Source organism: Paracoccus simplex (assembly GCF_042648325.1).
Lineage (GTDB): Bacteria > Pseudomonadota > Alphaproteobacteria > Rhodobacterales > Rhodobacteraceae > Paracoccus > Paracoccus simplex.
This window is the reverse complement of record NZ_JBHRXE010000036.1, coordinates 1-20,953: the sequence shown is the minus strand read 5'-3', so window position 1 is coordinate 20,953 and position 20,953 is coordinate 1. Positions and strand designations below refer to the sequence as shown.

Here is a 20,953-nt window from a genome sequence, read left to right as displayed (position 1 = left end):
CCGAAAATGGCTTAGTCCATCGCCTTGAAGTTCAGCGCCACGCCGTCCTTGATGCCCGAGAACCAGCGGGCGGTGACGGTCTTGGTCTTGGTGTAGAAGCGGAAGGCGTCCGGGCCGTACTGGTTCAGGTCGCCGAAGGCCGACTTCTTCCAGCCGCCGAAGCTGTAATAGGACAGCGGCACCGGGATCGGGAAGTTGATACCGACCATGCCCACGTTCACCCGGCTGGCGAAGTCGCGCGCCGTGTCGCCGTCGGCGGTATAGATCGCCGTGCCGTTGCCATAGTCGTTGTCCATGACCAGGTTCAGCGCATCTTCATAGCTCTGCGCCCGCACGGAGGACAGCACCGGGCCGAAGATCTCTTCCTTGTAGATCTCCATGTCGCGGGTCACGTTGTCGAACAGCGACGGGCCGCAGAAGAAGCCGTTCTCATAGCCCTGGATCTGCAGCCCGCGGCCGTCCACGACCAGCTTGGCGCCCTGTTCCACGCCGGACTCGATCAGCCGGCCGATGCGCTCCTGCGCGGCCTTGGTGATGACCGGGCCGAAATCCACGTCCTCGCCGGCGGTATAGGGGCCGACCTTCAGCTTCTCGATCTTGGGGATCAGCCGTTCGATCAGCGCGTCGGCGGTCTTGTCGCCGACCGGCACCGCGACCGAGATCGCCATGCAACGTTCGCCCGCCGCGCCGAAGCCGGCGCCGACCAGCGCGTCCGCCGCCTTGTCCAGATCGGCGTCGGGCATGATCAGCATGTGGTTCTTGGCGCCGCCGAAGCATTGCGCGCGCTTGCCGTTGGCGGCGGCGCGGCCATAGATGTATTGCGCGATCGGGGTCGAGCCCACGAAGCCCACCGCCTGCACGGTCGGATGGTCGAGGATCGCGTCCACGATCTCCTTGTCGCCGTTCACGACCTGCAGCACGCCGTCGGGCAGCCCGGCCTCTTGCGCGAGCTTCGCCAGCATGATCGAGGTCGAGGGCACGCGCTCGGACGGCTTCAGGATCATCGCGTTGCCCGAAGCCAGCGCCGGGCCCATCTTCCACAGCGGGATCATCGCCGGGAAGTTGAAGGGCGTGATGCCCGCGACCACGCCCAGCGGCTGGCGCATCGAGTAAAGGTCGATGCCCGGCCCGCCATTGTCGGTGAACTCGCCCTTGAGCATGGCGGGCGCGCCCATGCAGACCTCGATCACCTCAAGGCCGCGCTGCACGTCGCCGCGCGCGTCGGGCAGGGTCTTGCCGTGTTCGCGCGAGACCAGCTCGGCCAGCGCGTCCATGTTGTCCTGGATCAGCTGGCCGAATTTCATCATCACCCGGGCGCGGCGCTGCGGGTTGGTGGCGGCCCAGGCGACCTGCGCCGTCTCGGCGCTTTTCACCGCGGCGTCCAGCTCGGCCGGGGTGGCCAGCGGCACCTTGGCGATCACCTCGCCCGTGGCCGGGTTCATGACATCGCTGAAGCGGCCCGAGGTGCCCTTGACCTCTTTGCCGTCGATCCAGTGGCTCAGTTCTTCCATGGGTGCCTCCCGAGGGTTTCGCATCTTCGGGCGGATCATAGACTTGCAGCATTGCCGGAAAAAGAGGAAGTCTGGCAAAAGCGTTTTGCATTTCTGCAAAGGTTGGGAATGGACTGGGACGATCTGCGCATCTTTCTGGCCGTGGCGCGCGCCGACAGCCTGTCGGGGGCGGGGCGGCGGCTGGGCATCGACGCCTCGACCGTGGGCCGGCGGGTGGCGCGGCTGGAAAGCGCGCTGGGGGCCAAGCTGTTCCTGAAGACGCCGCAGGGCTATGCGCTGGCCCCCGAGGGCGAGCGCCTGCTGCCCCATGCCGAGACCGTCGAGGCGGCGCTGAGCGGCGCCGAGGAGGCGTTGAGCGGGCCCGGCGACCTGACCGGGCAGCTGCGCATCGGCGCCCCGGACGGTTGCGCGAACTACCTGCTGCCGCAGCTTTGCGCGCGTCTCTCGGAAGCGCATCCGCGGCTGGAGATCCAGATCATCGCCCTGCCGCGGGTCTTCAACCTGTCCAAGCGCGAAGCCGACATGGCCATCGCCGTCTCGCAGCCGCAGGCTGGCCGGCTGGTGGTGCAGCGGCTGACCGACTACCAGTTGCACCTGGCCGCGCATGAGGATTATCTGCGCGCCCATCCGCCGCTCCGCCGGCGCGAGGATCTGCGCGGCCATCGCATGATCGGCTATGTCGCCGACATGATCTTCGACCGCGAGCTGGACTACCTGACCGAGACCGGGGCGGAATGGGCGCAGCTGACCTCGAACTCGGTCTCGGTGCAGATGCAGGCGATCCGGGCCGGGGCGGGGCTAGGCATCGTGCATGACTTCGCGATTCCCTTCTGTCCGGGGGTGCGGCGGGTGTTGACCGACCAGATCTCGCTGACCCGCAGTTTCTGGCTGATCCGCCATGCCGACGACCGCCGCTCGCAGCGGATGAACCGGCTGGCGGATGCGCTGGCGCAGGGCATCCGGGCCGAAGTGGCGCGGCTGCAGGCGCTGGTCATACCTTGATCGCTGCACTGCAACAGCGGACTTGACGCAAGCGCGGGTTGAGGTGACGCTGAGCGTCAGAGGCAGCCTTCGCCCGCCCGACCCGAGGAGGAACAAATGCTCGTCAACCAGATCCTGTCGATGAAAGCCAGCGGCGAAATCTTCACCGTCGCCCCGGATGCCAGCGTGGCCGATGCCGCCAAGCTGCTTTCGGACAAGCGCATCGGTGCGATCGTGGTGTCCGAGAATGGCAGGATCCCGCTGGGCATCCTGTCCGAGCGCGACATCGTGCGCGAACTGGGCAAGCGCGGCGCCTCGGTCCTGGACCTGCCGATCTCGGAGTTGATGACCCGCAAGCTGATGACCTGCACCACGGGCGAGGACGCGCTGGCGATCCTGGACCGCATGACGCAGGGCCGGTTCCGCCATATGCCGGTGGTGAACGAGCAGGGCGAGATGGTGGGCCTGGTCTCGATCGGCGACACGGTTTCGGCCCGGCTCAAGGAACTCGCCGCCGAGAAAGAGGCGCTGACCGGCATGATCATGGGGAACTGAGACCCGGCGCCCGCCCGCCGCGCGGATCGGCAGGCAGGCGCATGGCCTTGCATTTCCTTGCCGAACTTTGTTTGACTGCAGGAATTCGGCGAGGAGACCCACCCATCATGCGCATCGGGCTTTACCCAGGCACCTTCGATCCCATCACGCTGGGCCATCTCGACATTATCCAGCGGGCGCTGGAACTGGTGGACCGGCTGGTGATCGGCGTCGCCATCAACCGCGACAAGGGTCCGCTTTTCGCGCTCGAGGACCGCGTCGCCATGGTGCGCGAGGAATGCGACCGCATCGTCGCGGCCCGCACCAGCGGCGAGATTGTCGTCCACCCGTTCGAGAACCTGCTGATCGACTGCGCCCGCGACGTCGGGGCCACGGTGATCGTGCGCGGCCTGCGGGCGGTGGCGGATTTCGAATACGAATTCCAGATGGTCGGCATGAACCGGGCGCTGGATTCCAGCATCGAGACGGTGTTCCTGATGGCCGATGCGCGGCGCCAGGCCATCGCCTCGAAACTGGTCAAGGAGATCGCGCGGCTGGGCGGCGACGTGTCGAAATTCGTCTCGCCCGCGGTCAAGGACGCGCTGATCGACCGTTTCGCGCGCTGAGGCTTTTTCTTTACCATCGGCCTGCTAACCTCGCCCCGTTGACGGAGGAGCAGATGGCAGTGACCGATTCGGACCCGAAGCCCATTCCCACGCCGATCCCCGAGCCCGAGCGACGGCCGCTGCCCGATCCCATGCCAGACCCCGGGCCGGACGAGATTCCCTTGCCCCAGCTGATCGGCTTCGACGCCATCCCGGCGGTTCTGGCGGCGGGATGGCGGGATTTCCGCCGGGCGCCGGCCTTTGGCCTGCTGTTCGCGGCCTTCTATGTCGCGGGTGGGCTGGTGCTGACCGCGGTGGCCACGGCGGCGGGGCAGGAATGGTGGCTGATGCCCTTCATCGTCGGCTTCCCGCTGATCGCACCCTTCGCCGCCGTCGGGCTTTACGAGGTCAGCCGGCGCATCGAATCCGACCGGCCGCTGATCTGGCGCGAGGTGCTGGCGGTGGTGGTGGCGCAGAAGGACCGGCAGGTGCCCTCGATGGCCATGGTCATCCTGTTGATGTTCATGTTCTGGGTTTTCGTCGCCCATACCACCTTCGCGCTGTTCATGGGCGTCTCGGCGCTGACCAACATCACCTCCTCGGCCGAGATGCTGCTGCAGGGCCGCGGTCTGGTCATGCTGCTGACCGGCACGGTGGTCGGCGCGGGTTTCGCGGCCGTGCTGTTCTCGATCACCGTGGTCGGGTTGCCGCTGATCCTGGACCGCGAGGTCGACCTGGTGTCGGCCATCATCGCCAGCTTTCAGGCGGTGGGGGCGAACCTGACGGTGATGCTGGCCTGGGCGCTGGTCATCGCCGGGATGCTGTTCGCCGGCATCCTGCCGCTGTTCCTGGGGCTGTTCATCGTGCTGCCGGTGCTGGGCCATGCCAGCTGGCACATGTATCGCCGGATGATGCCGGATCCGGAACCGGCATGAAACAAGGGCGGCCCGGCGGCCGCCCGTTCTGCCGGCTTATCCTTGGCTCACTCGGCGTCGCGTGCGACGGGCGGGGCCAGTTTCGGCGTCACGCCATTGGCCAGCGGATCCTCCTGGCGCTGCACCGAACCCTCGAAATGCGCGCCGGATTCAATGGCGATGGTCTTGTGGATGATGTCGCCTTCGACGCGGGCAGTTGCGGTCAGGCGCACCTTCAGGCCGCGCACGCGGCCGACGACGCGGCCGTTCACCACGACCTCTTCGGCGACGATCTCGCCGCGGATGGTGGCGCTTTCGCCGACGATGAGCTGATGGGCGCGGATGTCGCCCTCGACGGTGCCTTCGACCTGGACGTCGCCCTGGGTCTGGATGTTGCCGGTGACGGTCAGGTCCGAGGACAGCACCGAAGGCGTGGTGCGCGTGCGCGCCGCGGGAAGGTCGTAACTCGTGTCAAGGCTGCGCGCGGGCTCGGGCTCGGGGGTCGGCTGGGTGCGGGGGCCGGGTTCGGTCACACGGGTTTTAGAAAACATTCTGGGCTGCCTTGATGAAGCTCATGGGATTCACGGCACGGCCGTTCACGCGAACCTCGTAGTGAAGATGCGAGCCGGTCGATCTGCCGGTATTGCCCATATCACCGATCCGGCTGCCGCGCGATATCTTTTGGCCGGCCTTCACGCGAATCTTGGACAGGTGGCCATAGCGGGTCTCGGTGCCCAGCTCGTGCTGGATCTTGATCAGGTTGCCATAGCCGCGCTGCCAGCCGGCGAAGATCACCTTGCCCTCGGCCGTGGCGTAGACCGGCGTGCCGACCGGCGCCGCCATGTCAATGCCCTCGTGCGCGCGTCCCCAGCGCCGGCCAAAGGGCGAGGTATAGCGGAAGGCCGACTGCACCGGCATGGCCAGCGGCATCTTCTCGACAGCGATGCGATAGCTGTTCATCTGGTCCAGGGTGATCAGGATCTCGTTGGCCTTCGCCTCGCCCTGGCTGATCTCGGCATTGCCGCTGGAGGAATAGCCGACCGGGTTCAGCGGCCCGCCCTGGCCGGAATAGCCGCGGCGCACGGTCTGCAGGATGTCGTCGGGATTCATGCCGACGCTGCGGAACATGTCGTCCAGCGGTTTGACCGAAACCGTGACCGCGTCCTCGAGCTGGGTCAGGATTTCGTCGTTGCGGGCGACGATCTGGTCGCGTTCCAGGGTGACGGCCTCGGCCAGGCGGCGGGCATCCTCGGCCTGCTGCACGGCATCGGCGCGGTCGGTGGCTGCCTGCTTCAGCTCGCCCGACAGGATGTCCAGTGCCGCCTGCAGCTCGGTGGTGCGCGCCGCCGGCAGGCCGCCGGGGTGCTCCGCATCGTCCCGGGCCTGATGCTGGGCGGTGACCGCTTCTTGCAGGCTGGCCTGCACGGCGCCCAGCCCGGTTTCCAGCTCGCGCCGCAAGGCCTCGGATTCCAGCAATTGGGACTGCATGCGCGAAACCTGGTCCAGCGCCACCGCGAAGCGGTTCTGCGCCGCCACCGCTTCGGCGGCGCGGCTGTCGCGCTCGGCCGAAAGATCCGTCAGGCGGGCCTCGAAAGCGTCCTGCGAGCGGCGGGCCTGATCGCGCGACGACCCGGCGCTGATCGCGTCGATCGCCAGGATCGAGCTGGCGATGATGCTCCAGCCAAAGACCAGCGCGATGCCGCCCAGGGCGATCAGCTGGGTGACCGGACGCAACCGCAGGAAGCGGGTGGTCTTGTCCGACTTCAGGAAGAGGCGCTGCTCTGGCAGCCAGCGCTCGAGCACCGAATTCAGGCTATGGGTGATGCGCAATGTCCCGGGTCCATCTTGTTTTTGTCGGACCAGCCGAGCAGGGCGGTCGTGACGCTGCGCATGGATAAATCCGACCTGTGCTCAAAGCGCAACATTGCTGAAATATATGCGGGGTGGGTGGGCGGATTGATGCCGACGCCTGCGATCCGGTCGGGTGGATCTTTGCCGGTGCTGTCAGAGCCGGGTTTCGTCAACCTGCGATTGTTATTCTAGGTAACAGGGCCAAGCCATGGGGTTCGTGGCAGAAACCGGCCGCCAAGCCGCATCGGCCCTGGCGCGGGCCGCACAGCTTGCGCCGTTTCTTGCCGGGCGCGGAAAACTGCCTTTCAAACGGGCAGAGCCGGATCCGGCCCCAATTTCCCACCCGGCAGGGTGTGGCGAATCCGTCGCGCCCCCGGAACCTAACCGCAGCGGCGGCGTTTGCGGCCGCTTTCAGGCGATCTCATAAGGCAGCGGCCCCGGCCGGTCGGCAGGAATACGGATGTGCCGGTCCACCGGCGGCACCGAGCGCTGATGGCAGTTCGGCCGCGGACAGATCCGGCACGAGACGCCGATCGGCTCGAACAGCTGCGGATTGCCCAGGTCCAGCCCGTCGGCATAGACCAGATCGCGGGCATGGCTGACCTCGCAGCCCAGCCCGATGGCGAAGCGCCGCACCGGCGCGCCGAAGGCGCCCGCAGGTTTGGACACGTCCCGCGCCAGCAGCAGGTAGCGTTTGCCGTCCGGCGTCTCGGCCAACTGGCGCAGGAAGCGGCCCGGCGTCTCGAAGGCCTGGTGCACGTTCCAAAGCGGGCAGGCGCCGCCGAAGCGGGCGAATTGCATGCGCGTGGCCGAATGGCGCTTGGTAATTGTGCCGGCCTGGTCGACACGGACGAAAAAGAACGGCACCCCACGGTCGCCGCCGCGCTGCATGGTGGACAACCGATGCGCCACCTGCTCCAGCGAGGCGCCGAACAGATGCGCCAGCCGCTCCAGGTCGTGCCGCTCGACCCGCGCGGCTTCGAGGAAGCGGGCATAGGGCATCATCGCCGCGCCGGCGAAATAGTTCGCCAGCCCCAGCCGGGCGATGTCGCGGGCCGAGGCGCTGCGGAACCGCGCCAGCTCCAGCGTCGCCTCCAGCAGGTCGCCGCGGCTTTCCAGCGCCAGCAGGTGCAGCAGCTGGAACGCCTGGGTCGCAGTCTCGGCCGCCCCGTTCAGGGTGATGCGCTTGTCCTCGCGCAGGTAGACCGCGCCGCTGCCCAACTCGGCCTGCGTCACCTCGATGCCGCGCTCGGCCAGGCCGGCGATGGCGCGCTCCAGCGGCCGCAGGCTGGGGCGCGAACGGGCGAAATGTTCGGCCGCGCGGTCCACCGCGTCGATGTAGTTGTCGCAGTAATGGAAGAAGTCGCGCACCTCCTCCCAGGGCGAGGGGGTGGCATTCTGGGCACCGGCGCCAAGCGCCTCGTCCAGCGCGGCCAGCCGCTCCTGCCCCTCGCGATGGGCGCGGTAGAGATCGAGGAAGGCGCGGGCCAGCGCCGGCGCGTTGGTCGCCGCCAGCCGCAGGTCGGCACGCGGCGGCGGGCTGTCGAACAGCGGATCGGCCAGCGCCTCGGCCATGTCCATGACCATGCGCTCGGCATCGCCCACCGCCATGGCGCCCAGATCGACCGAGAATTCCGAGGCGAGCTTCAGCAGCACCCCGGCCGAGACCGGGCGGTGGTTGTTCTCCATCTGCGACAGATAGGGCAGCGAGACGCCCAGCCGGTCGGCAAAGGCGCGCTGCGTCAGCCCGGCGCGCGAGCGTGTCTCGCGCAAGGCGACGCCGGCATAGATCTTTTGGGTGGCCATTGGACCTCCTGCTTTTGCAACGACAGGGATATGCTTTGCAAAGGTCATCGGGCAAGGGGCTTCAACCGCGGCGGATCAGCTGCCGCTCGCGGATCATCACCCAGAGGATGAACAGGATCGAGGCAACGGCCGAGGCGGCCATGATGACCAGCAGCGGCACTGCGCCGCTGTCGTCATGCAGCAGCGCCCCGGCCAGAGCCGCCAGCCCCGCGCCGCCCGCGACCGCCATGGCGCCGCCCAGGCCGCTGGCGGTGCCGGCCAGTTCCGGCCGCACGCTCATCATGCCGGCATTGGCGTTGGGCAGCAGCATGCCGTTGCCCAGGCCCATGAAACCGACCGCGCCGAAGAACACCAGGGGCGTCAGCCCGCCGGCCAGATCGACCAGCAATGCGGCCAGCAGGAAGGCCGAACAGATCACCGCCCCCGCCAGGATCATCCGATTCATGCCGATCCGGGTCGAAAACCGGGCCGAGATGAAATTTCCCAGCGCATAGCCGATCGAGGGACCGGCGAACCAGTAGCCGACCTCGGCCGGCGTCAGGTGCAGCACCACCTGCCCGACGAAGGGCGCGCCGCCCAGATAGGCATAGAACGACCCCGCGCTCAGCGTCGCGGCCAGCGCATAGCCCCAGAAGCGTTGCGAGCGCGCCAGAACCGGATAGGTCGCGACCTGCTGGCGCAGCGGCACGCCGCCGCCGCGCGCCGTCTCGTCAAGATCCCAGGCGCACAGCGCCATCACGCCCAGCCCGGCCAGGCCCATGGCGACGAAGCTGGCCTGCCAGCCCAGCGTCTCGTCCAGCACGCCGCCCAGCGTCGGTGCGATCATCGGCACCAGCGACATGCCCATGGTGACATAGCCGATCATGCTGGCTGCCTGATCGGCCGGGACAATGTCGCGCACCACGGCGCGGCTGATGACGAAGCCGGTCGTCACCACCGCCTGCAGCAGCCGGAACGCCATGAACCAGCCGGCATTGGGCGCCAGCAAGGTGCCCAGCGTCGCCAGCAGGAAGATCGCGAAGGAGCCGAGCACCACCGGCCGGCGCCCGAAACGGTCGCTGATCGGGCCGCAAAGCAGTTGCAGCACCGCGCTGACCGCCAGGAAGGCCGAGACCGACAGCTGCATGAAGCCGTATTCGACGCCGAAATCCCGCGCCATCGCGGGCAGCGAGGGCAGGAAGATGTTCATGGACAGCGCGCCCGTGGCCGAGATCGAAACCAGGGTGATCAGGCTGGGCCGGCGCGGGGCGGAGGAGAGGGCGGTCATGCCGCCTAGATTGCCCGAGCGGCAGGCGAAGGCAACCGCCTGTTTGCGCGATGAAGTCTCGCCTCAATGCGCCGCCGCGCCGAACCGGTGAAAGATCAGGAAGGCGCCGAAGCAGATGAAGGCGAAGCCGAGGCCGATATTCCATGTCAGCCGCTCGCCCAGCCAGAGCCAGGAGAACAGCACGAAGATCGACAGGCTGATCACCTCCTGAATGGTCTTGAGCTGGGCGGCGCTGAAATGGCCATAGCCGAAACGGTTCGCCGGCACCTGCAGCAGGTATTCGAAGAAGGCGATGCCCCAGCTGACCAGGATCACGACGAGAAGCGGCGCGGTCTTGAACTTCAGGTGCCCATACCAGGCGACGGTCATGAACAGGTTCGACAGGATCAGCAGGCCGACGGTGACAACCGGTACCGGCAGGTTCATTCGGAGCGGTCCCAGTTGCGATGCTTCTCGAGATTGCCGAAACGGGTGAAGCGGCCCTCGAAGGACAGCTCGACCGTGCCGATGGGGCCGTGGCGCTGCTTGCCGATGATGATCTCGGCCTTGCCGTGGCAGGACTCCATGATCTGCTGCCAGGCCGCCATCTTGTCCAGGTCGTGGTCGGCGGGCTTTTCGCGCTCGCGGTAATATTCCTCGCGGAAGACGAACATCACGATATCGGCGTCCTGTTCGATCGAGCCGGATTCGCGCAGGTCGGACAGCTGCGGGCGCTTGTCCTCGCGGCTCTCGACCTGGCGCGACAGCTGCGACAGGGCGATGACGGGAATGTCCAGTTCCTTGGCGACGGCCTTGAGGCCCTGGGTGATCTCGCTGACCTCGTTCACCCGGCTGTCCTTGGCCGAGGCGGCGCGCAGCAGCTGCAGGTAGTCGACGATCAGCAGGTCGAGGCCCATGGTGCGCTTGAGCTTGCGCGCCCGCGCCGCCAGCTGGTTGATCGGCAAGGCCGGGGTGTCGTCGATATAGAGCGGACAGTTCTGCAGGTCATGCGCGGCCTTCACGAAGCGGCGGAACTCGTCCTCGGTCATGTCGCCGCGGCGGATCGATTCGCTGGGCACCTCGGCCGCCTCGGAGAGGATGCGCGCGGCCAGCTGTTCGGCCGACATCTCCAGGCTGAAGAAGCCGACGACGCCGCCCGCCACCGTGCCATGCGTGCCGTCGGGCAATTCGCCCAGCCGATGCACCTTGGCGACGTTGAAGGCGATGTTGGTCGCCAGCGAGGTCTTGCCCATCGACGGCCGCCCCGCCAGGATGATCAGGTCCGAGCGGTTCAGCCCGCCCATCTTGCCGTCGAGATCGACCAGCCCGGTCGAGACGCCGGAAAGGCCGCCGCCGCGGCTGAAGGCGGCATTGGCGGCGTTCAGCGCCCCGGTGACGGCGGCCAGGAAGCTCTGGAAGCCGCGCTCGGCCACGCCCTGTTCGCCGAGCTTGTAGAGCACCTGCTCGGCCTCCTTGATCTGCTCCTCGGCGGAATCGCTGACCGAGACGGTCGAGGCGCGCGAGGCGATGTCCTGCCCCAGCCCGATCAGTTCGCGCCGCAGGGCGAATTCGCGGATCATCTGCGCGTAATCGCGCGCGGCGTGGGACGAGATCGCCGCGCCGGCCAGCCGGGCCAGATAGGCCGGGCCGCCCAGTTCCTTCAGGCCGGCGTCATGCTCCATGAAGGCCTTGACCGTCACCGGGCTGGCCAGCGCGTTCCGGCCAATGCGTTCGGCGCAGATCTCGTAGATGCGGCGATGGACCGGGTCGTAGAAATGCCCGGCCTTGATGATGCGCGAAACGTGGTCATAGACCTCGTTATTGGTCAGGAGCGCGCCCAGCAGCTGCTGTTCGGCCTCGATCGAGAACGGCACCGCCTGTCCGGCGACGGCCTCGGCGATCTCGCCGGGTTTCCTGACTTCGACGGCGCGCAACTCGCTCATCCCCTGGTCTCCGACCTTCGACTCGGCTGGGGGCCGTTATCCACCTTATGCGCCCCGGGGTCCATCGGGATATGCTGTGGATAAGCTGTGGGCAGAATGCCGCGCCTGCATTGGTGGCAAGGGCGGCAGGGGTATTTGGGCAACAGAGAAGGACGCGCGGTTCTCCGCCTTCTTCGTTGCCCGAAAACCCCTGCGGCCGGGCGGCCGGGCAAGGCGCCCGCAGGCCGGGGCCCGGTCAGGGATGCGCCGCCTGCCAGGCGCGCGGATCGGTCAGGAAGCTCTCGACCTCGGAAAGCGTCGCCTCGTCGTAGAAGCCCTGGGCCTTGGCCTCGGCCAGCACGTCCCACCAGGTGCAAAGATGATGCAGCTGCACGCCATGGTCGGCCAGGCGCTGCGTGGTTTCCGGGAAGATGCCGTAATAGAAGATCACCGCGGTATGGCCGCAGGTCGCGCCGGTCTCGCGGATCGCGTCGACGAAGCTCAGCTTCGAGCCGCCGTCGGTGGTCAGGTCCTCGACCAGCAGCACGCGCTGGCCCTCGGTCATCGCGCCTTCGATACGGGCGTTGCGGCCATAGCCCTTGGGCTTCTTGCGCACATAGGTCATCGGCAGTTCCAGCCGTTCGGCGACCAGCGCCGCGAAGGGGATGCCCGCCGTTTCGCCGCCGGCAATATTGTCGAAGGCGTCAAAGCCCGCGTCGCGCAGCACGGTGGCCGACAGGAAATCCATCAGCGTCGAGCGGATGCGCGGATAGGAGATCAGCTTGCGGCAGTCGATATAGGTCGGCCCCTTGAGGCCCGACGCATAGGTATAGGGCTCGGCCGCGTTGAAATGCACCGCCTTGATCTCCAGCAGCATGCGGGCAGTCAGGCGGGCGATTTCCTCGCGCGGGGGGAAGGGCAGGGTCATGCGGGATCCTCGACATGCCAATAAAGCGGAAAGCCGGGATCGAAGACGGTGACGGTCTCGTCGCCGGCGGGAATATGGGTCGGGTAGGCGGCGGGCGTGTCGCGTTTCACCAGCCGGATGCGGTCCGGGTTCGGCTCCATGCGGTAGAAGCCGGCGCCGTTCAGCGCGGTGAAGGCCTCGAGCCGGTCGAGCGCGCCCTCCTCCTCGAAGACCTGCGCCAGGATCGACATGGTGTTCGGCGCGGTGAAGCAGCCGGCGCAGCCGCAGGCCGATTCCTTGGCGCGGTCCGGGTGCGGCGCCGAGTCGGTGCCGAGGAAGAAGCGCGCATCGCCCGAGGTTGCCGCCTTGCGCAGCGCCAGGCGATGCGTTTCGCGCTTGGCGACCGGCAGGCAATAGTAATGCGGCCGGATGCCGCCCGCCAGGATATGGTTGCGGTTGATGACCAGATGATGGGTGGTGATGGTCGCGCCGATGTCGGTGTTGGCCGCGACGTAATCCACCCCGTCCGCGGTGGTGATATGTTCCATCACCACGCGCAGGCCGGGTGTGGCGCGGCGGATCGGGTCCAGGACGCGGTCGATGAACACCGCCTCGCGGTCGAAGATGTCCACCGCCGGATCGGTGACCTCGCCATGGAAGCACAGCGGGATGCCGGCCCCGGCCATGGCCTCGAATACCGGGCGCACCTTGTCGAAATCGCGCACGCCCGAGGCCGAATTGGTGGTCGCCCCGGCCGGGTAGAGCTTCACCGCCGAGATGATTCCCTGGGCATGGGCGGCCAGCACATCGGCCGGATCGGTGGTTTCGGTCAGATAGAGCGTCATCAACGGACGCAACGTCACTTCCGGGCCCAGGGCGGCGCGGATCCGGTCGCGATAGGCTGCGGCCTGCGCCCCGGTCACCACCGGCGGCACCAGGTTCGGCATGATGATCGCCCGGCCGAAATGGCCGGAAAATGAAGCCACTGCCTGCAGCATGGTGCCGTCGCGCAGGTGCAGGTGCCAGTCGTCGGGACGTCGGAGCGTTACGGATTTGGTCATGATTTCCCCTGTATACCGGGTGCGGCATCAAGGCCATAGCGCAATCACTTGTACCAAAGAAGCGCTTGGCATTCCTGTATCATGGGCGCAGCCTGCTTGCCTGCTCGACGTGCGAAGGGAATTCGGAATGGGCTTCGGAATGATGAATTTTTCGGCCATGCAGGCGCCGCTGCTGCTTTGGCAGCAGATGGCCCACATGGCCTGGGAATCGCAGATGGTCATCGCGTTGCGCACCGCCGGCATGATGGGCATCCTGCGACAGGATGCCTCGGAGCCGCAGCGCATGGTGGTCGAAAAGGCCGATGCCGCGACCGAGGCTTTGCATGCCGCGCTGCGCGCGGCAGGGCGCGGCGCGCGCGCCGACAGGGTGATGGCGGCGGCGCTGCGGCCCTATCGCAAGCGCACCCGGGCGAATGTGCGGCGCCTGTCGAAATAGCCCGCCTCGGTCAGGAGCGCCCGAACGGAAAACGCGCCCCGTTGGGGCGCGTTTCCGTTATCGCTTGCTGGGATGGGTTCAGATCAGCTTGCCCATCGCCACGGCGGTGTCGGCCATGCGGTTCGAGAAGCCCCATTCGTTGTCGTACCAGCTGAGGATGCGGACCAGCTTACCCTCCATCACCTTGGTCTGGTCCATGTGGAAGACCGAGCTGTGGCTGTCGTGGTTGAAGTCCGAGGAGACCAGCGGCTCGTCGGTATAGCCCAGGATGCCCTTGAGCGGGCCGTCGGCGGCGGCCTTGATCGCGGCGTTGATCTCCTCGACCGAGGTGTCGCGCTTGGCTTCGAACACCAGGTCCACCACCGAGACGTTCGGGGTCGGCACGCGGATGGCGACGCCGTCCAGCCGGCCCTTGAGCTCGGGCAGCACCAGGCCGACGGCCTTGGCGGCGCCGGTCGAGGTCGGGATCATCGACAGCGCCGCGGCGCGGGCGCGGTACAGGTCCTTGTGCATGGTGTCCAGCGTCGGCTGGTCGCCGGTATAGCTGTGGATGGTGGTCATGAAGCCGCGGGCGATGCCGATGCTGTCATTGAGCACCTTGGCGACCGGCGACAGGCAGTTGGTGGTGCAGCTGGCGTTCGAGACGACGATGTCGTCCTTGGTCAGCGTGTCGTGGTTCACGCCGAAGACGATGGTCTTGTCGGCATTGTCGCCGGGGGCCGAGATCAGCACGCGCTTGGCGCCGGTCGACAGATGCGGCTGCACCTTGTCCTTCGAGGTGAAGATGCCGGTGCATTCCATGATGACGTCGATATCGCCCCAGGGCAGTTCGGCCGGGTTGCGGATGGCGGTGACCTTGATCGGGCCGCGGCCGACGTCGATCGAGTCGCCCGAGACCGTCACCTTGGCGGGAAAGCGGCCATGGACCGAGTCGTAGCGCAGCAGATGCGCGTTGGTTTCGACCGGGCCCAGGTCGTTGATCGCCACGACCTCGATATCATTGCGCCCCGATTCGATGATCGCGCGCAGCACGTTCCGACCGATACGACCAAAGCCGTTGATCGCCACCTTGACAGCCATGGGGGTTCCTCCGCCGCTGATGAAGTTTCGCGGTGCAAATAGCCCGCATCGCCGGGGGAATGCAAATGCCTGAAACCGGCTGCGACCGAAACAGCGCCGAAAATCGCATGTTAGCGACGCAAGCCGGCGGGGCCCGACCCCATGCGGGCGGTCGCCGACCAAGATCGGCCAGCCCCGTGCCTTCAGGCCAGCCGTTCTGCCGGCGAATCGAGAGGGGCGGGGCCGCCCCGAAGCCTAGCGCCAGAAACTGAGATATTCGATCAACCCGGCGAATTGCTTGCCCAGGAAAAGCGGCATGCCCCAGTGCAGGAACAGGGCGTCTGCGACGAAAAGCCCCAGGATCAGCAGGCCCAGCACGATGGCGATCTGATTTGTCATGCCTCTTTCCCGTAGCCCGGCTTCAAGCGGCCCGTCGCGCGGCCAGGGCGCGCGCTTCGGCCAGAGTGCTAGGGCAGAGCCGCGCTGCAGGCAAGGCCCTGTCCCGGCGCCCGCCCTAGCCGGGCGTCTCCTCGCCCGCCTCCCCGTCCTCCTCGAGCTCCGGGGCGATCAGGAACAGGTCGCCCGCGGCCTCCATGCGGCGGATGGTGGCGACCACCTCGTCCATCGCCTCCTCGGCATCGCGGGTCGAGATCTTGCCGAGTGCTTCCATTTCCTCGCGCATCGACTCGGCCAGGCGCGAGGAGATGCCGCCCAGCAGGAATTCCACGGTCTCGCGTGCCTCCCCCTTGGCGCCGGCCAGCGCCTTGAGCAGCACGGCATTGTCCGTCTCGCGCGTGACGCGGGCGATGTCGCGCGGGTCGATGCGGTGGGGGATGTGGGCCCAGGTGAAGATGGTCTTGCGCACCTCGCCGGCGAAGGCGGCGTCGTCATCGTCCAATCCGGCCAGCACGCTGTCGCGCATGGACGAGGGCGAGAAGTTCAGGATCGCCCCGACCTTTTCGCCGGCCTTGCCCTGCAGCGGCGGCTGCGGCACCGCATCGGCGGCCTGGATCAGCGCCTTGCCGATGCGCCGCAGCGCCTCGGCCTCGATGCCGCCGGTCAGCGACATGGCATAGGCGATCCGCCGCGCCAGGGCGGGGTCGAGCAGGCCGAAGACTTCGGCCGCGCGCGGCACCGGCAGCTTGGAGAACATCACCGCCGCGATCTCGACCGCCTCGGTCCGCGCCAGCTCGGCCAGCAGCGCCGGCCCCATCGCGGCGATGCGGTCCCAGGGGTCGCCGGCGCCGTTCAGCGCCGCCATGCGCCGCAGCCGGTCGCTGGTGTCGGGCGAGAGATGGCCGTCGAGCAGGTCCAGCGTGCCGTCGATGTCGCCGGGAAAGGACAGGCCCACCGCTTCCAGCCGGTCGCAGAATTCGGCCACGATGGCGTTGCGGGTCTCGCGGTCGATGACGCCCATCAGCGCCATTTCCTGGGCCAGGTCGGTCTGCAGCCCGGGCGGCAGCCGGGCGAGGTCGATATCCTCGCCCTCGGCCAGCACCAGCCGCACGATCACCGCCGCCTTCTGCCGGGCGGTCAGCCCCGCCCCCCCGATCGCCGGAACGCCCATGGATTGCCCCCGATTCATCCGTCCTTGGGGGCAATCTGGCAGGAAAAGGCGAAGGTCCGGTTAACGCGCGCCGGACCCGCCGAAGACGCGGGCGAAAATCGTGTCCACATGCTTGGTGTGATAGCCGAGGTCGAACTTCTCCTCGATCTCGGCGGGCGAGAGCGCGGCGGTGACTTCGGCATCGCCCAGCAGCTCGGTCTTGAAATCGGCGCCCTGTTCCCAGACCTTCATGGCGTTGCGCTGCACCAGGCGATAGGCGTCCTCGCGCGACACACCCGCCTGGGTCAGGGCCAGAAGCACCCGCTGCGACATGACCAGACCCTTGAACTTGTTCATGTTCTTCAACATGTTCTCGGGATAGACCACCAGCTTTTCGATCACCCCCGCCAGGCGGTTCAGAGCGAAGTCCAGGGTGATCGTCGCATCGGGGGCGATGCCGCGCTCGACCGAGGAATGGCTGATGTCGCGCTCGTGCCAGAGCGCCACGTTCTCCATCGCCGGCACCACCGCCATGCGCACCAGCCGGGCCAGGCCGGTCAGGTTCTCGGTCAGCACCGGGTTCCGTTTGTGCGGCATGGCCGAGCTGCCCTTCTGGCCGGGGCTGAAATATTCCTCGGCCTCGAGCACCTCGGTGCGCTGCATGTGGCGGATCTCGACGGCGATGTTCTCGATCGAGCTGGCGATCACGCCCAGCGTGGCGAAGAACATCGCATGGCGGTCGCGCGGGATGACCTGGGTCGAGATCGGCTCGGGGCGCAGGCCCATTTTCGCGCAGACATGCTCCTCGACCGCCGGGTCGATATTGGCGAAGGTGCCGACCGCGCCCGAGATGGCGCCGGTCGCGACTTCCTCGCGGGCGCGTTCCAGCCGTTCGCGGCCGCGGGCCATCTCGGCGTAGAAGCGGGCGAAGGTCAGGCCCATGGTGGTCGGCTCGGCATGGATGCCGTGGCTGCGGCCGATGCGGACGGTGTCCTTGTGCTCGAAGGCGCGTTTCTTCAGCGCGGCCAGCACCTTGTCCATGTCGGCCAGCAGGATGTCGGCGGCGCGCACCAGCTGCACGTTCAGCGTGGTGTCCAGCACGTCCGAGCTGGTCATGCCCTGGTGGACGAAACGCGCCTCCTCGGCGCCGATATGCTCGGCCAGATGGGTCAGGAAGGCGATGACGTCATGCTTGGTCACCGCCTCGATTTCGTCGATGCGGGCGACGTCGAACTCGACATCCCTGGCCTTCCAGACCGCCTCGGCATTCTCGCGCGGGATCACCCCCAGATCGGCCTGGGCGTCGCAGGCATGGGCCTCGATCTCGTACCAGATGCGGAACTTGGTCTCGGGCGACCAGATGGCGACCATTTCGGGGCGGGCATAGCGCGGGATCATCGGAAGCTCCTTGGGTTTGCGGGGCTTTTAGCGGCTTGCCCCCGAGGCCGCAACCAAAGGGTGCGGCGGTCCGGGGCGGCGGGAAGGGGCTGTCGCAAATCTTCCATCGCCGGGCGTGCACCGGGCGTACACCGGGCGCACACAGGGCGTCTGACGACGGCCGGCGCGAGCGGGTCCGCGCCGCGGGGCCGGGCGCGGCCGGAACGGGTCCGGAAACACGGAGAGCCGGGGAGAAGGGCGCGGGGTGCGCGCAGCCTGGGCCCGGCACGGGCGGTCGCCTTCCCCGTTCCGACCGGAAGGGGGGACGCGCCGCAGCCGCTCGGGGCGAGGGCAAGCCGTGCCGGGCCTGCCGGCCGTGGAGAAGCCGCCCCGAGGGGCGGCTTTCCGTCATTGTCGCGGCTGCGGATCAGCAGCTGTAATACATCGCATATTCGATGGGATGCGGGGTGTGCTCATAGGCATAGACCTCTTCCCATTTCAGCTTGATGTAGCCTTCCAGCTGGTCGCGGGTGAAAACGTCGCCGGCGAGCAGGAAGTCCATGTCCTTTTCCAGCTCTTCCAGCGCCTCGCGCAGGCTGCCGCAGACGGTCGGGATCTCGGCCAGCTCCTCGGGCGGCAGGTCGTAGAGATCCTTGTCCGAGGCCGGGCCGGGGTCGATCTTGTTCTTGATGCCGTCGAGGCCGGCCATCAGCAGCGCCGCGAAGGCGAGATAGGGGTTCGCGGCCGGATCGGGGAAACGCGCCTCGACGCGCTTGGCTTTCGGGCTTTCGGTCCACGGAATACGCACGCAGCCCGAGCGGTTGCGGGCCGAATAGGCGCGCAGAACCGGAGCCTCGAAGCCGGGGATCAGGCGCTTGTAGCTGTTGGTCGCCGGGTTGGTCAGCGCGTTCAGCGCCTTGGCGTGCTTCAGGATGCCGCCGATGAAATACAGCGCCTCTTGCGAAAGATCGGCATATTTGTCGCCCGCGAACAGCGGCTTGCCGTCTTTCCAGATCGACATGTTCACATGCATGCCCGAACCGTTGTCGCCCTTCATCGGCTTCGGCATGAAGGTCACCGTCTTGCCATAGGCGGCGGCGACGTTGTGGATGACGTATTTGTATTTCTGGATGTTGTCGGCCTGTTCGACCAGCCCGCCGAAGATCATGCCCAGTTCGTGCTGGCAGGTGGCGACCTCGTGGTGGTGCTTGTCGACCTTGATGCCCATGCGCTTCATCGTCGACAGCATCTCGCCGCGGATGTCCTGGGCGGTGTCGATCGGGTTCACCGGGAAATAGCCGCCCTTATGGGCCGCGCGATGGGCAAGGTTGCCGTCCTCGTAGACGGTGTCGGTGTTCCAGGCGGCATCGACCGAGTCGAGCTCGAAGGAGACCTTCTGCGGCGTCACCGAATAACGCACGTCGTCGAACAGGAAGAACTCGGCCTCGGGGCCGAAATAGGCGGTGTCGCCGATGCCCGAGGATTTCAGATAGGCCTCGGCCTTCAGCGCCGTGCCGCGCGGGTCGCGGGCATAGGGCTCGCCGGTGTCGGGCTCGACGACGTTGCAATGCACGCAAAGCGTCTTTTCGGCATAGAACGGGTCGATATAGGCCGAGGCGGCGTCCGGCATCAGCTTCATGTCGGACTGGTCGATGGATTTCCAGCCGGCGATCGAGGAGCCGTCGAACATGAAGCCTTCCTCGAAGAAGTCCTCGTCCACCAGATCGGCGACCAGCGTCACATGCTGCAGCTTGCCCTTGGGATCGGTGAAGCGGACGTCGACATATTCGACCTCTTCCGTCTTCATCAGATCCAGAACGTCCTTGACTGTCATTGGGATCCTTCCTCCATCAGTCGGCCCGGCGCCGCCGCCGGGCAGGTGTCGGTTGTTGCGGGAATGCGGGTCCGGGGATCAGACCGCGTCGTCGCCGGTCTCGCCGGTGCGGATGCGGATGGCCTGTTCGACCGGGATGATGAAGATCTTGCCGTCGCCGATCTTCTCGGTGCGCGCGGCCGAGATGATGGCATCAACGGCGGCCTCGACCATGTCGTCGGGCAGCACCATCTCGATCTTCACCTTGGGCAGGAAATCCACCACATATTCGGCGCCGCGATACAGTTCGGTATGGCCCTTCTGCCGGCCGAAGCCCTTTACCTCGGTGACCGAGAGGCCCTGGACGCCGACTTCCTGAAGCGCCTCTTTCACATCGTCCAGTTTGAAGGGCTTGATGATGGCTTCGACTTTCTTCATCGCCTGATCCTTCTCTCGCGACTTGCCTGCGCCCTGATTGGCGGGTTTGATGATGCGCGTCCATGCGGCTTGATGGGGAAAGCGGCATGCGGGCGGGGAATCCGGGGCATGTGCCCTGATATTGAGCAGGTTGCCTGAATTATGTGCGACAGAATGGTCCCGAAGCGCGAGATCCTGACGACTCGGCAGATGCGGGCGGTCGAGGCTGCCGCCATCGGCAGCGGCGAGATCACCGGCGCGGCGCTGATGGAGCGGGCGGGGGCGGGCGTGGTGCGCGAGATGCTGGCGCTGTGGCCGGAACGCGAGCGCCCGGGGCGGGCGGTGATCCTGTGCGGCCCCGGCAACAATGGCGGCGACGGCTATGTGGTGGCGCGGCTGCTGGCCAAGCGCGGCTGGCAGTTGCGGCTGGCGGCGCCGGCCCCGCCGGCCAGCCCGGATGCGCAGCTGGCCGCGGCCTGCTGGCCGGGCGAGATGGTGGCGCTGTCCGATCTGGGCCCCGAGGATTTCCCGGCCGGCGCCCTTTGCATCGACGCGCTGTTCGGCACCGGGCTGGCCCGGCCGCTGGCGCCCGGGATCGCGGCGCCCCTGCGGTTGGCGGCGGCACGCGGCTGCCGGATCGTCGCGGTGGACATCCTGAGCGGGCTTTGCGCCGACAGCGGCCGGGTGCTGGGCGGGCTGGACCTGCCCGAGGCGGCGCTGACCGTCAGTTTCCAGCGCGCCAAGCTGGGCCATGTGCTGGCGCAGGGCGGCGCGCTCAGCGGCGCGCTGCGCATCGTCGATATCGGCCTGGACGGCTGGATGGCGGCGGCGGGCGAGCCGGCGCGGCTGGCCGGGCCGGTGCCGGCGCTGGCCAAGCGGGCCGGGCACAAATACGACCACGGCCATGCGCTGCTGCTGGGCGGGGGAGCCGCGCTGCCGCTGCTGCTGCCGCTTGCGGCGCTGGCCT

21 protein-coding genes are annotated in these 20,953 nt (G+C 67.4%); 6 read left to right on the top strand and 15 right to left on the bottom strand.

All coding sequences use genetic code 11. From position 1 onward, the window contains the following. Positions 1-11: 11 nt before the first annotated feature. Positions 12-1,511 carry a CoA-acylating methylmalonate-semialdehyde dehydrogenase gene (locus tag ACFOMP_RS12535; RefSeq protein ID WP_379031052.1) on the bottom strand — a complete coding sequence of 500 codons (1,500 nt, stop codon included), beginning with the start codon at positions 1,509-1,511 and terminating at the stop codon, positions 12-14. 108 nt (positions 1,512-1,619) lie between these two features. On the opposite strand from ACFOMP_RS12535, the gene ACFOMP_RS12530 reads away from it, so the two are divergent. The 4 genes from ACFOMP_RS12530 to ACFOMP_RS12515 all read left to right on the top strand — a co-directional run bounded on the left by ACFOMP_RS12530 (position 1,620) and on the right by ACFOMP_RS12515 (position 4,566). Beyond that, complete coding sequence (locus ACFOMP_RS12530; protein WP_289895808.1) at positions 1,620-2,513, top strand: LysR family transcriptional regulator; 894 nt, start codon at positions 1,620-1,622, stop codon at positions 2,511-2,513. A gap of 96 nt (positions 2,514-2,609) precedes the next feature. After that, positions 2,610-3,047, top strand: coding sequence for a CBS domain-containing protein (locus ACFOMP_RS12525; protein WP_289895807.1), 438 nt, complete (start codon positions 2,610-2,612; stop codon positions 3,045-3,047). Positions 3,048-3,154: 107 nt separating this feature from the next. Continuing rightward, positions 3,155-3,652 carry a pantetheine-phosphate adenylyltransferase gene (coaD, locus tag ACFOMP_RS12520; RefSeq protein WP_019353366.1) on the top strand — a complete coding sequence of 166 codons (498 nt, stop codon included), beginning with the start codon at positions 3,155-3,157 and terminating at the stop codon, positions 3,650-3,652. Between the two features lie 53 nt (positions 3,653-3,705). After that, positions 3,706-4,566, top strand: a complete 861-nt coding sequence (locus ACFOMP_RS12515) for a DUF2189 domain-containing protein (protein WP_379031047.1) — start codon at positions 3,706-3,708, stop codon at positions 4,564-4,566. Positions 4,567-4,613: 47 nt separating this feature from the next. On the opposite strand, the gene ACFOMP_RS12510 is transcribed toward ACFOMP_RS12515, so the two are convergent. From ACFOMP_RS12510 to pyrC, 8 genes are all read right to left on the bottom strand, one after another. Beyond that, positions 4,614-5,096: a bactofilin family protein gene (locus ACFOMP_RS12510; protein ID WP_379031044.1), complete on the bottom strand. Its 483-nt coding sequence runs from the start codon at positions 5,094-5,096 to the stop codon at positions 4,614-4,616. Next, on the bottom strand, positions 5,086-6,375 hold the full coding sequence (locus ACFOMP_RS12505) for a DUF5930 domain-containing protein (RefSeq protein ID WP_379031041.1): 1,290 nt from the start codon (positions 6,373-6,375) through the stop codon (positions 5,086-5,088). The genes ACFOMP_RS12510 and ACFOMP_RS12505 overlap by 11 nt, the downstream gene beginning before the upstream one ends. A gap of 432 nt (positions 6,376-6,807) precedes the next feature. Beyond that, on the bottom strand, positions 6,808-8,202 hold the full coding sequence (locus tag ACFOMP_RS12500) for a helix-turn-helix domain-containing protein (RefSeq protein ID WP_379031038.1): 1,395 nt from the start codon (positions 8,200-8,202) through the stop codon (positions 6,808-6,810). Positions 8,203-8,263: 61 nt separating this feature from the next. After that, on the bottom strand, positions 8,264-9,469 hold the full coding sequence (locus ACFOMP_RS12495; protein WP_289895802.1) for a multidrug effflux MFS transporter: 1,206 nt from the start codon (positions 9,467-9,469) through the stop codon (positions 8,264-8,266). 63 nt (positions 9,470-9,532) lie between these two features. Continuing rightward, positions 9,533-9,895, bottom strand: a complete 363-nt coding sequence (locus ACFOMP_RS12490) for a DMT family protein (RefSeq protein WP_379031035.1) — start codon at positions 9,893-9,895, stop codon at positions 9,533-9,535. Then, positions 9,892-11,391 (bottom strand): replicative DNA helicase, encoded by a 1,500-nt coding sequence (locus ACFOMP_RS12485; RefSeq protein WP_289895800.1) that lies wholly within the window; start codon positions 11,389-11,391, stop codon positions 9,892-9,894. Before ACFOMP_RS12485 ends, ACFOMP_RS12490 begins: the two co-directional genes overlap by 4 nt. A 235-nt stretch (positions 11,392-11,626) precedes the next feature. Then, positions 11,627-12,298: an orotate phosphoribosyltransferase gene (locus ACFOMP_RS12480; protein WP_379031031.1), complete on the bottom strand. Its 672-nt coding sequence runs from the start codon at positions 12,296-12,298 to the stop codon at positions 11,627-11,629. Continuing rightward, the gene (gene pyrC / locus ACFOMP_RS12475) at positions 12,295-13,338 is read right to left on the bottom strand and encodes a dihydroorotase (RefSeq protein WP_289895798.1); all 1,044 of its coding nucleotides are present in this window, start codon (positions 13,336-13,338) and stop codon (positions 12,295-12,297) included. The genes ACFOMP_RS12480 and pyrC overlap by 4 nt, the downstream gene beginning before the upstream one ends. A gap of 139 nt (positions 13,339-13,477) precedes the next feature. Between pyrC and ACFOMP_RS12470 the strand changes: the two genes are divergently transcribed. After that, positions 13,478-13,774 carry an antibiotic ABC transporter gene (locus tag ACFOMP_RS12470; RefSeq protein WP_289895797.1) on the top strand — a complete coding sequence of 99 codons (297 nt, stop codon included), beginning with the start codon at positions 13,478-13,480 and terminating at the stop codon, positions 13,772-13,774. A gap of 78 nt (positions 13,775-13,852) precedes the next feature. Here the strand turns inward: ACFOMP_RS12470 and gap are convergent, their stop codons facing one another. The 6 genes from gap to ACFOMP_RS12440 form a co-directional block, all read right to left on the bottom strand. Next, positions 13,853-14,854: a type I glyceraldehyde-3-phosphate dehydrogenase gene (gene gap, locus ACFOMP_RS12465; protein WP_289895796.1), complete on the bottom strand. Its 1,002-nt coding sequence runs from the start codon at positions 14,852-14,854 to the stop codon at positions 13,853-13,855. 234 nt (positions 14,855-15,088) lie between these two features. Further along, on the bottom strand, positions 15,089-15,232 hold the full coding sequence (locus ACFOMP_RS12460) for a hypothetical protein (protein WP_019352124.1): 144 nt from the start codon (positions 15,230-15,232) through the stop codon (positions 15,089-15,091). Positions 15,233-15,347: 115 nt separating this feature from the next. After that, complete coding sequence (locus ACFOMP_RS12455; protein WP_289895795.1) at positions 15,348-16,400, bottom strand: flagellar motor switch protein FliG; 1,053 nt, start codon at positions 16,398-16,400, stop codon at positions 15,348-15,350. Positions 16,401-16,460: 60 nt separating this feature from the next. Next, positions 16,461-17,777: an adenylosuccinate lyase gene (purB, locus tag ACFOMP_RS12450; protein WP_289895794.1), complete on the bottom strand. Its 1,317-nt coding sequence runs from the start codon at positions 17,775-17,777 to the stop codon at positions 16,461-16,463. A 406-nt stretch (positions 17,778-18,183) separates the two neighbouring features. Then, positions 18,184-19,590 carry a type I glutamate--ammonia ligase gene (gene glnA, locus ACFOMP_RS12445; protein WP_289895793.1) on the bottom strand — a complete coding sequence of 469 codons (1,407 nt, stop codon included), beginning with the start codon at positions 19,588-19,590 and terminating at the stop codon, positions 18,184-18,186. 78 nt (positions 19,591-19,668) lie between these two features. Next, entirely contained in the window at positions 19,669-20,007 is a 339-nt protein-coding gene (locus tag ACFOMP_RS12440) for a P-II family nitrogen regulator (protein WP_289895792.1), read from the bottom strand. A gap of 153 nt (positions 20,008-20,160) precedes the next feature. Here ACFOMP_RS12440 and ACFOMP_RS12435 point away from each other — a divergent pair. Further along, positions 20,161-20,953 (top strand): NAD(P)H-hydrate epimerase (locus ACFOMP_RS12435; RefSeq protein WP_379031024.1); only part of this gene is annotated, 793 nt, incomplete at its 3' end.

Excerpts from the sequence above, each read along its gene's own strand:
- ACFOMP_RS12515 (WP_379031047.1), top strand. The coding sequence starts at position 3,706 with ATGGCAGTGACCGATTCGGACCCGAAGCCCATTCCCACGCCGATCCCC.
- ACFOMP_RS12510 (WP_379031044.1), bottom strand. The coding sequence starts at position 5,096 with ATGTTTTCTAAAACCCGTGTGACCGAACCCGGCCCCCGCACCCAGCCG.
- ACFOMP_RS12480 (WP_379031031.1), bottom strand. The coding sequence starts at position 12,298 with ATGACCCTGCCCTTCCCCCCGCGCGAGGAAATCGCCCGCCTGACTGCC.
- ACFOMP_RS12470 (WP_289895797.1), top strand. The coding sequence starts at position 13,478 with ATGATGAATTTTTCGGCCATGCAGGCGCCGCTGCTGCTTTGGCAGCAG.
- ACFOMP_RS12440 (WP_289895792.1), bottom strand. The coding sequence starts at position 20,007 with ATGAAGAAAGTCGAAGCCATCATCAAGCCCTTCAAACTGGACGATGTG.
- ACFOMP_RS12455 (WP_289895795.1), bottom strand. The coding sequence starts at position 16,400 with ATGGGCGTTCCGGCGATCGGGGGGGCGGGGCTGACCGCCCGGCAGAAG.
- glnA (WP_289895793.1), bottom strand. The coding sequence starts at position 19,590 with ATGACAGTCAAGGACGTTCTGGATCTGATGAAGACGGAAGAGGTCGAA.
- ACFOMP_RS12525 (WP_289895807.1), top strand. The coding sequence starts at position 2,610 with ATGCTCGTCAACCAGATCCTGTCGATGAAAGCCAGCGGCGAAATCTTC.
- ACFOMP_RS12460 (WP_019352124.1), bottom strand. The coding sequence starts at position 15,232 with ATGACAAATCAGATCGCCATCGTGCTGGGCCTGCTGATCCTGGGGCTT.
- ACFOMP_RS12495 (WP_289895802.1), bottom strand. The coding sequence starts at position 9,469 with ATGACCGCCCTCTCCTCCGCCCCGCGCCGGCCCAGCCTGATCACCCTG.
- ACFOMP_RS12490 (WP_379031035.1), bottom strand. The coding sequence starts at position 9,895 with ATGAACCTGCCGGTACCGGTTGTCACCGTCGGCCTGCTGATCCTGTCG.
- ACFOMP_RS12535 (WP_379031052.1), bottom strand. The coding sequence starts at position 1,511 with ATGGAAGAACTGAGCCACTGGATCGACGGCAAAGAGGTCAAGGGCACC.
- ACFOMP_RS12530 (WP_289895808.1), top strand. The coding sequence starts at position 1,620 with ATGGACTGGGACGATCTGCGCATCTTTCTGGCCGTGGCGCGCGCCGAC.
- ACFOMP_RS12500 (WP_379031038.1), bottom strand. The coding sequence starts at position 8,202 with ATGGCCACCCAAAAGATCTATGCCGGCGTCGCCTTGCGCGAGACACGC.
- coaD (WP_019353366.1), top strand. The coding sequence starts at position 3,155 with ATGCGCATCGGGCTTTACCCAGGCACCTTCGATCCCATCACGCTGGGC.
- purB (WP_289895794.1), bottom strand. The coding sequence starts at position 17,777 with ATGATCCCGCGCTATGCCCGCCCCGAAATGGTCGCCATCTGGTCGCCC.
- pyrC (WP_289895798.1), bottom strand. The coding sequence starts at position 13,338 with ATGACCAAATCCGTAACGCTCCGACGTCCCGACGACTGGCACCTGCAC.
- ACFOMP_RS12485 (WP_289895800.1), bottom strand. The coding sequence starts at position 11,391 with ATGAGCGAGTTGCGCGCCGTCGAAGTCAGGAAACCCGGCGAGATCGCC.
- gap (WP_289895796.1), bottom strand. The coding sequence starts at position 14,854 with ATGGCTGTCAAGGTGGCGATCAACGGCTTTGGTCGTATCGGTCGGAAC.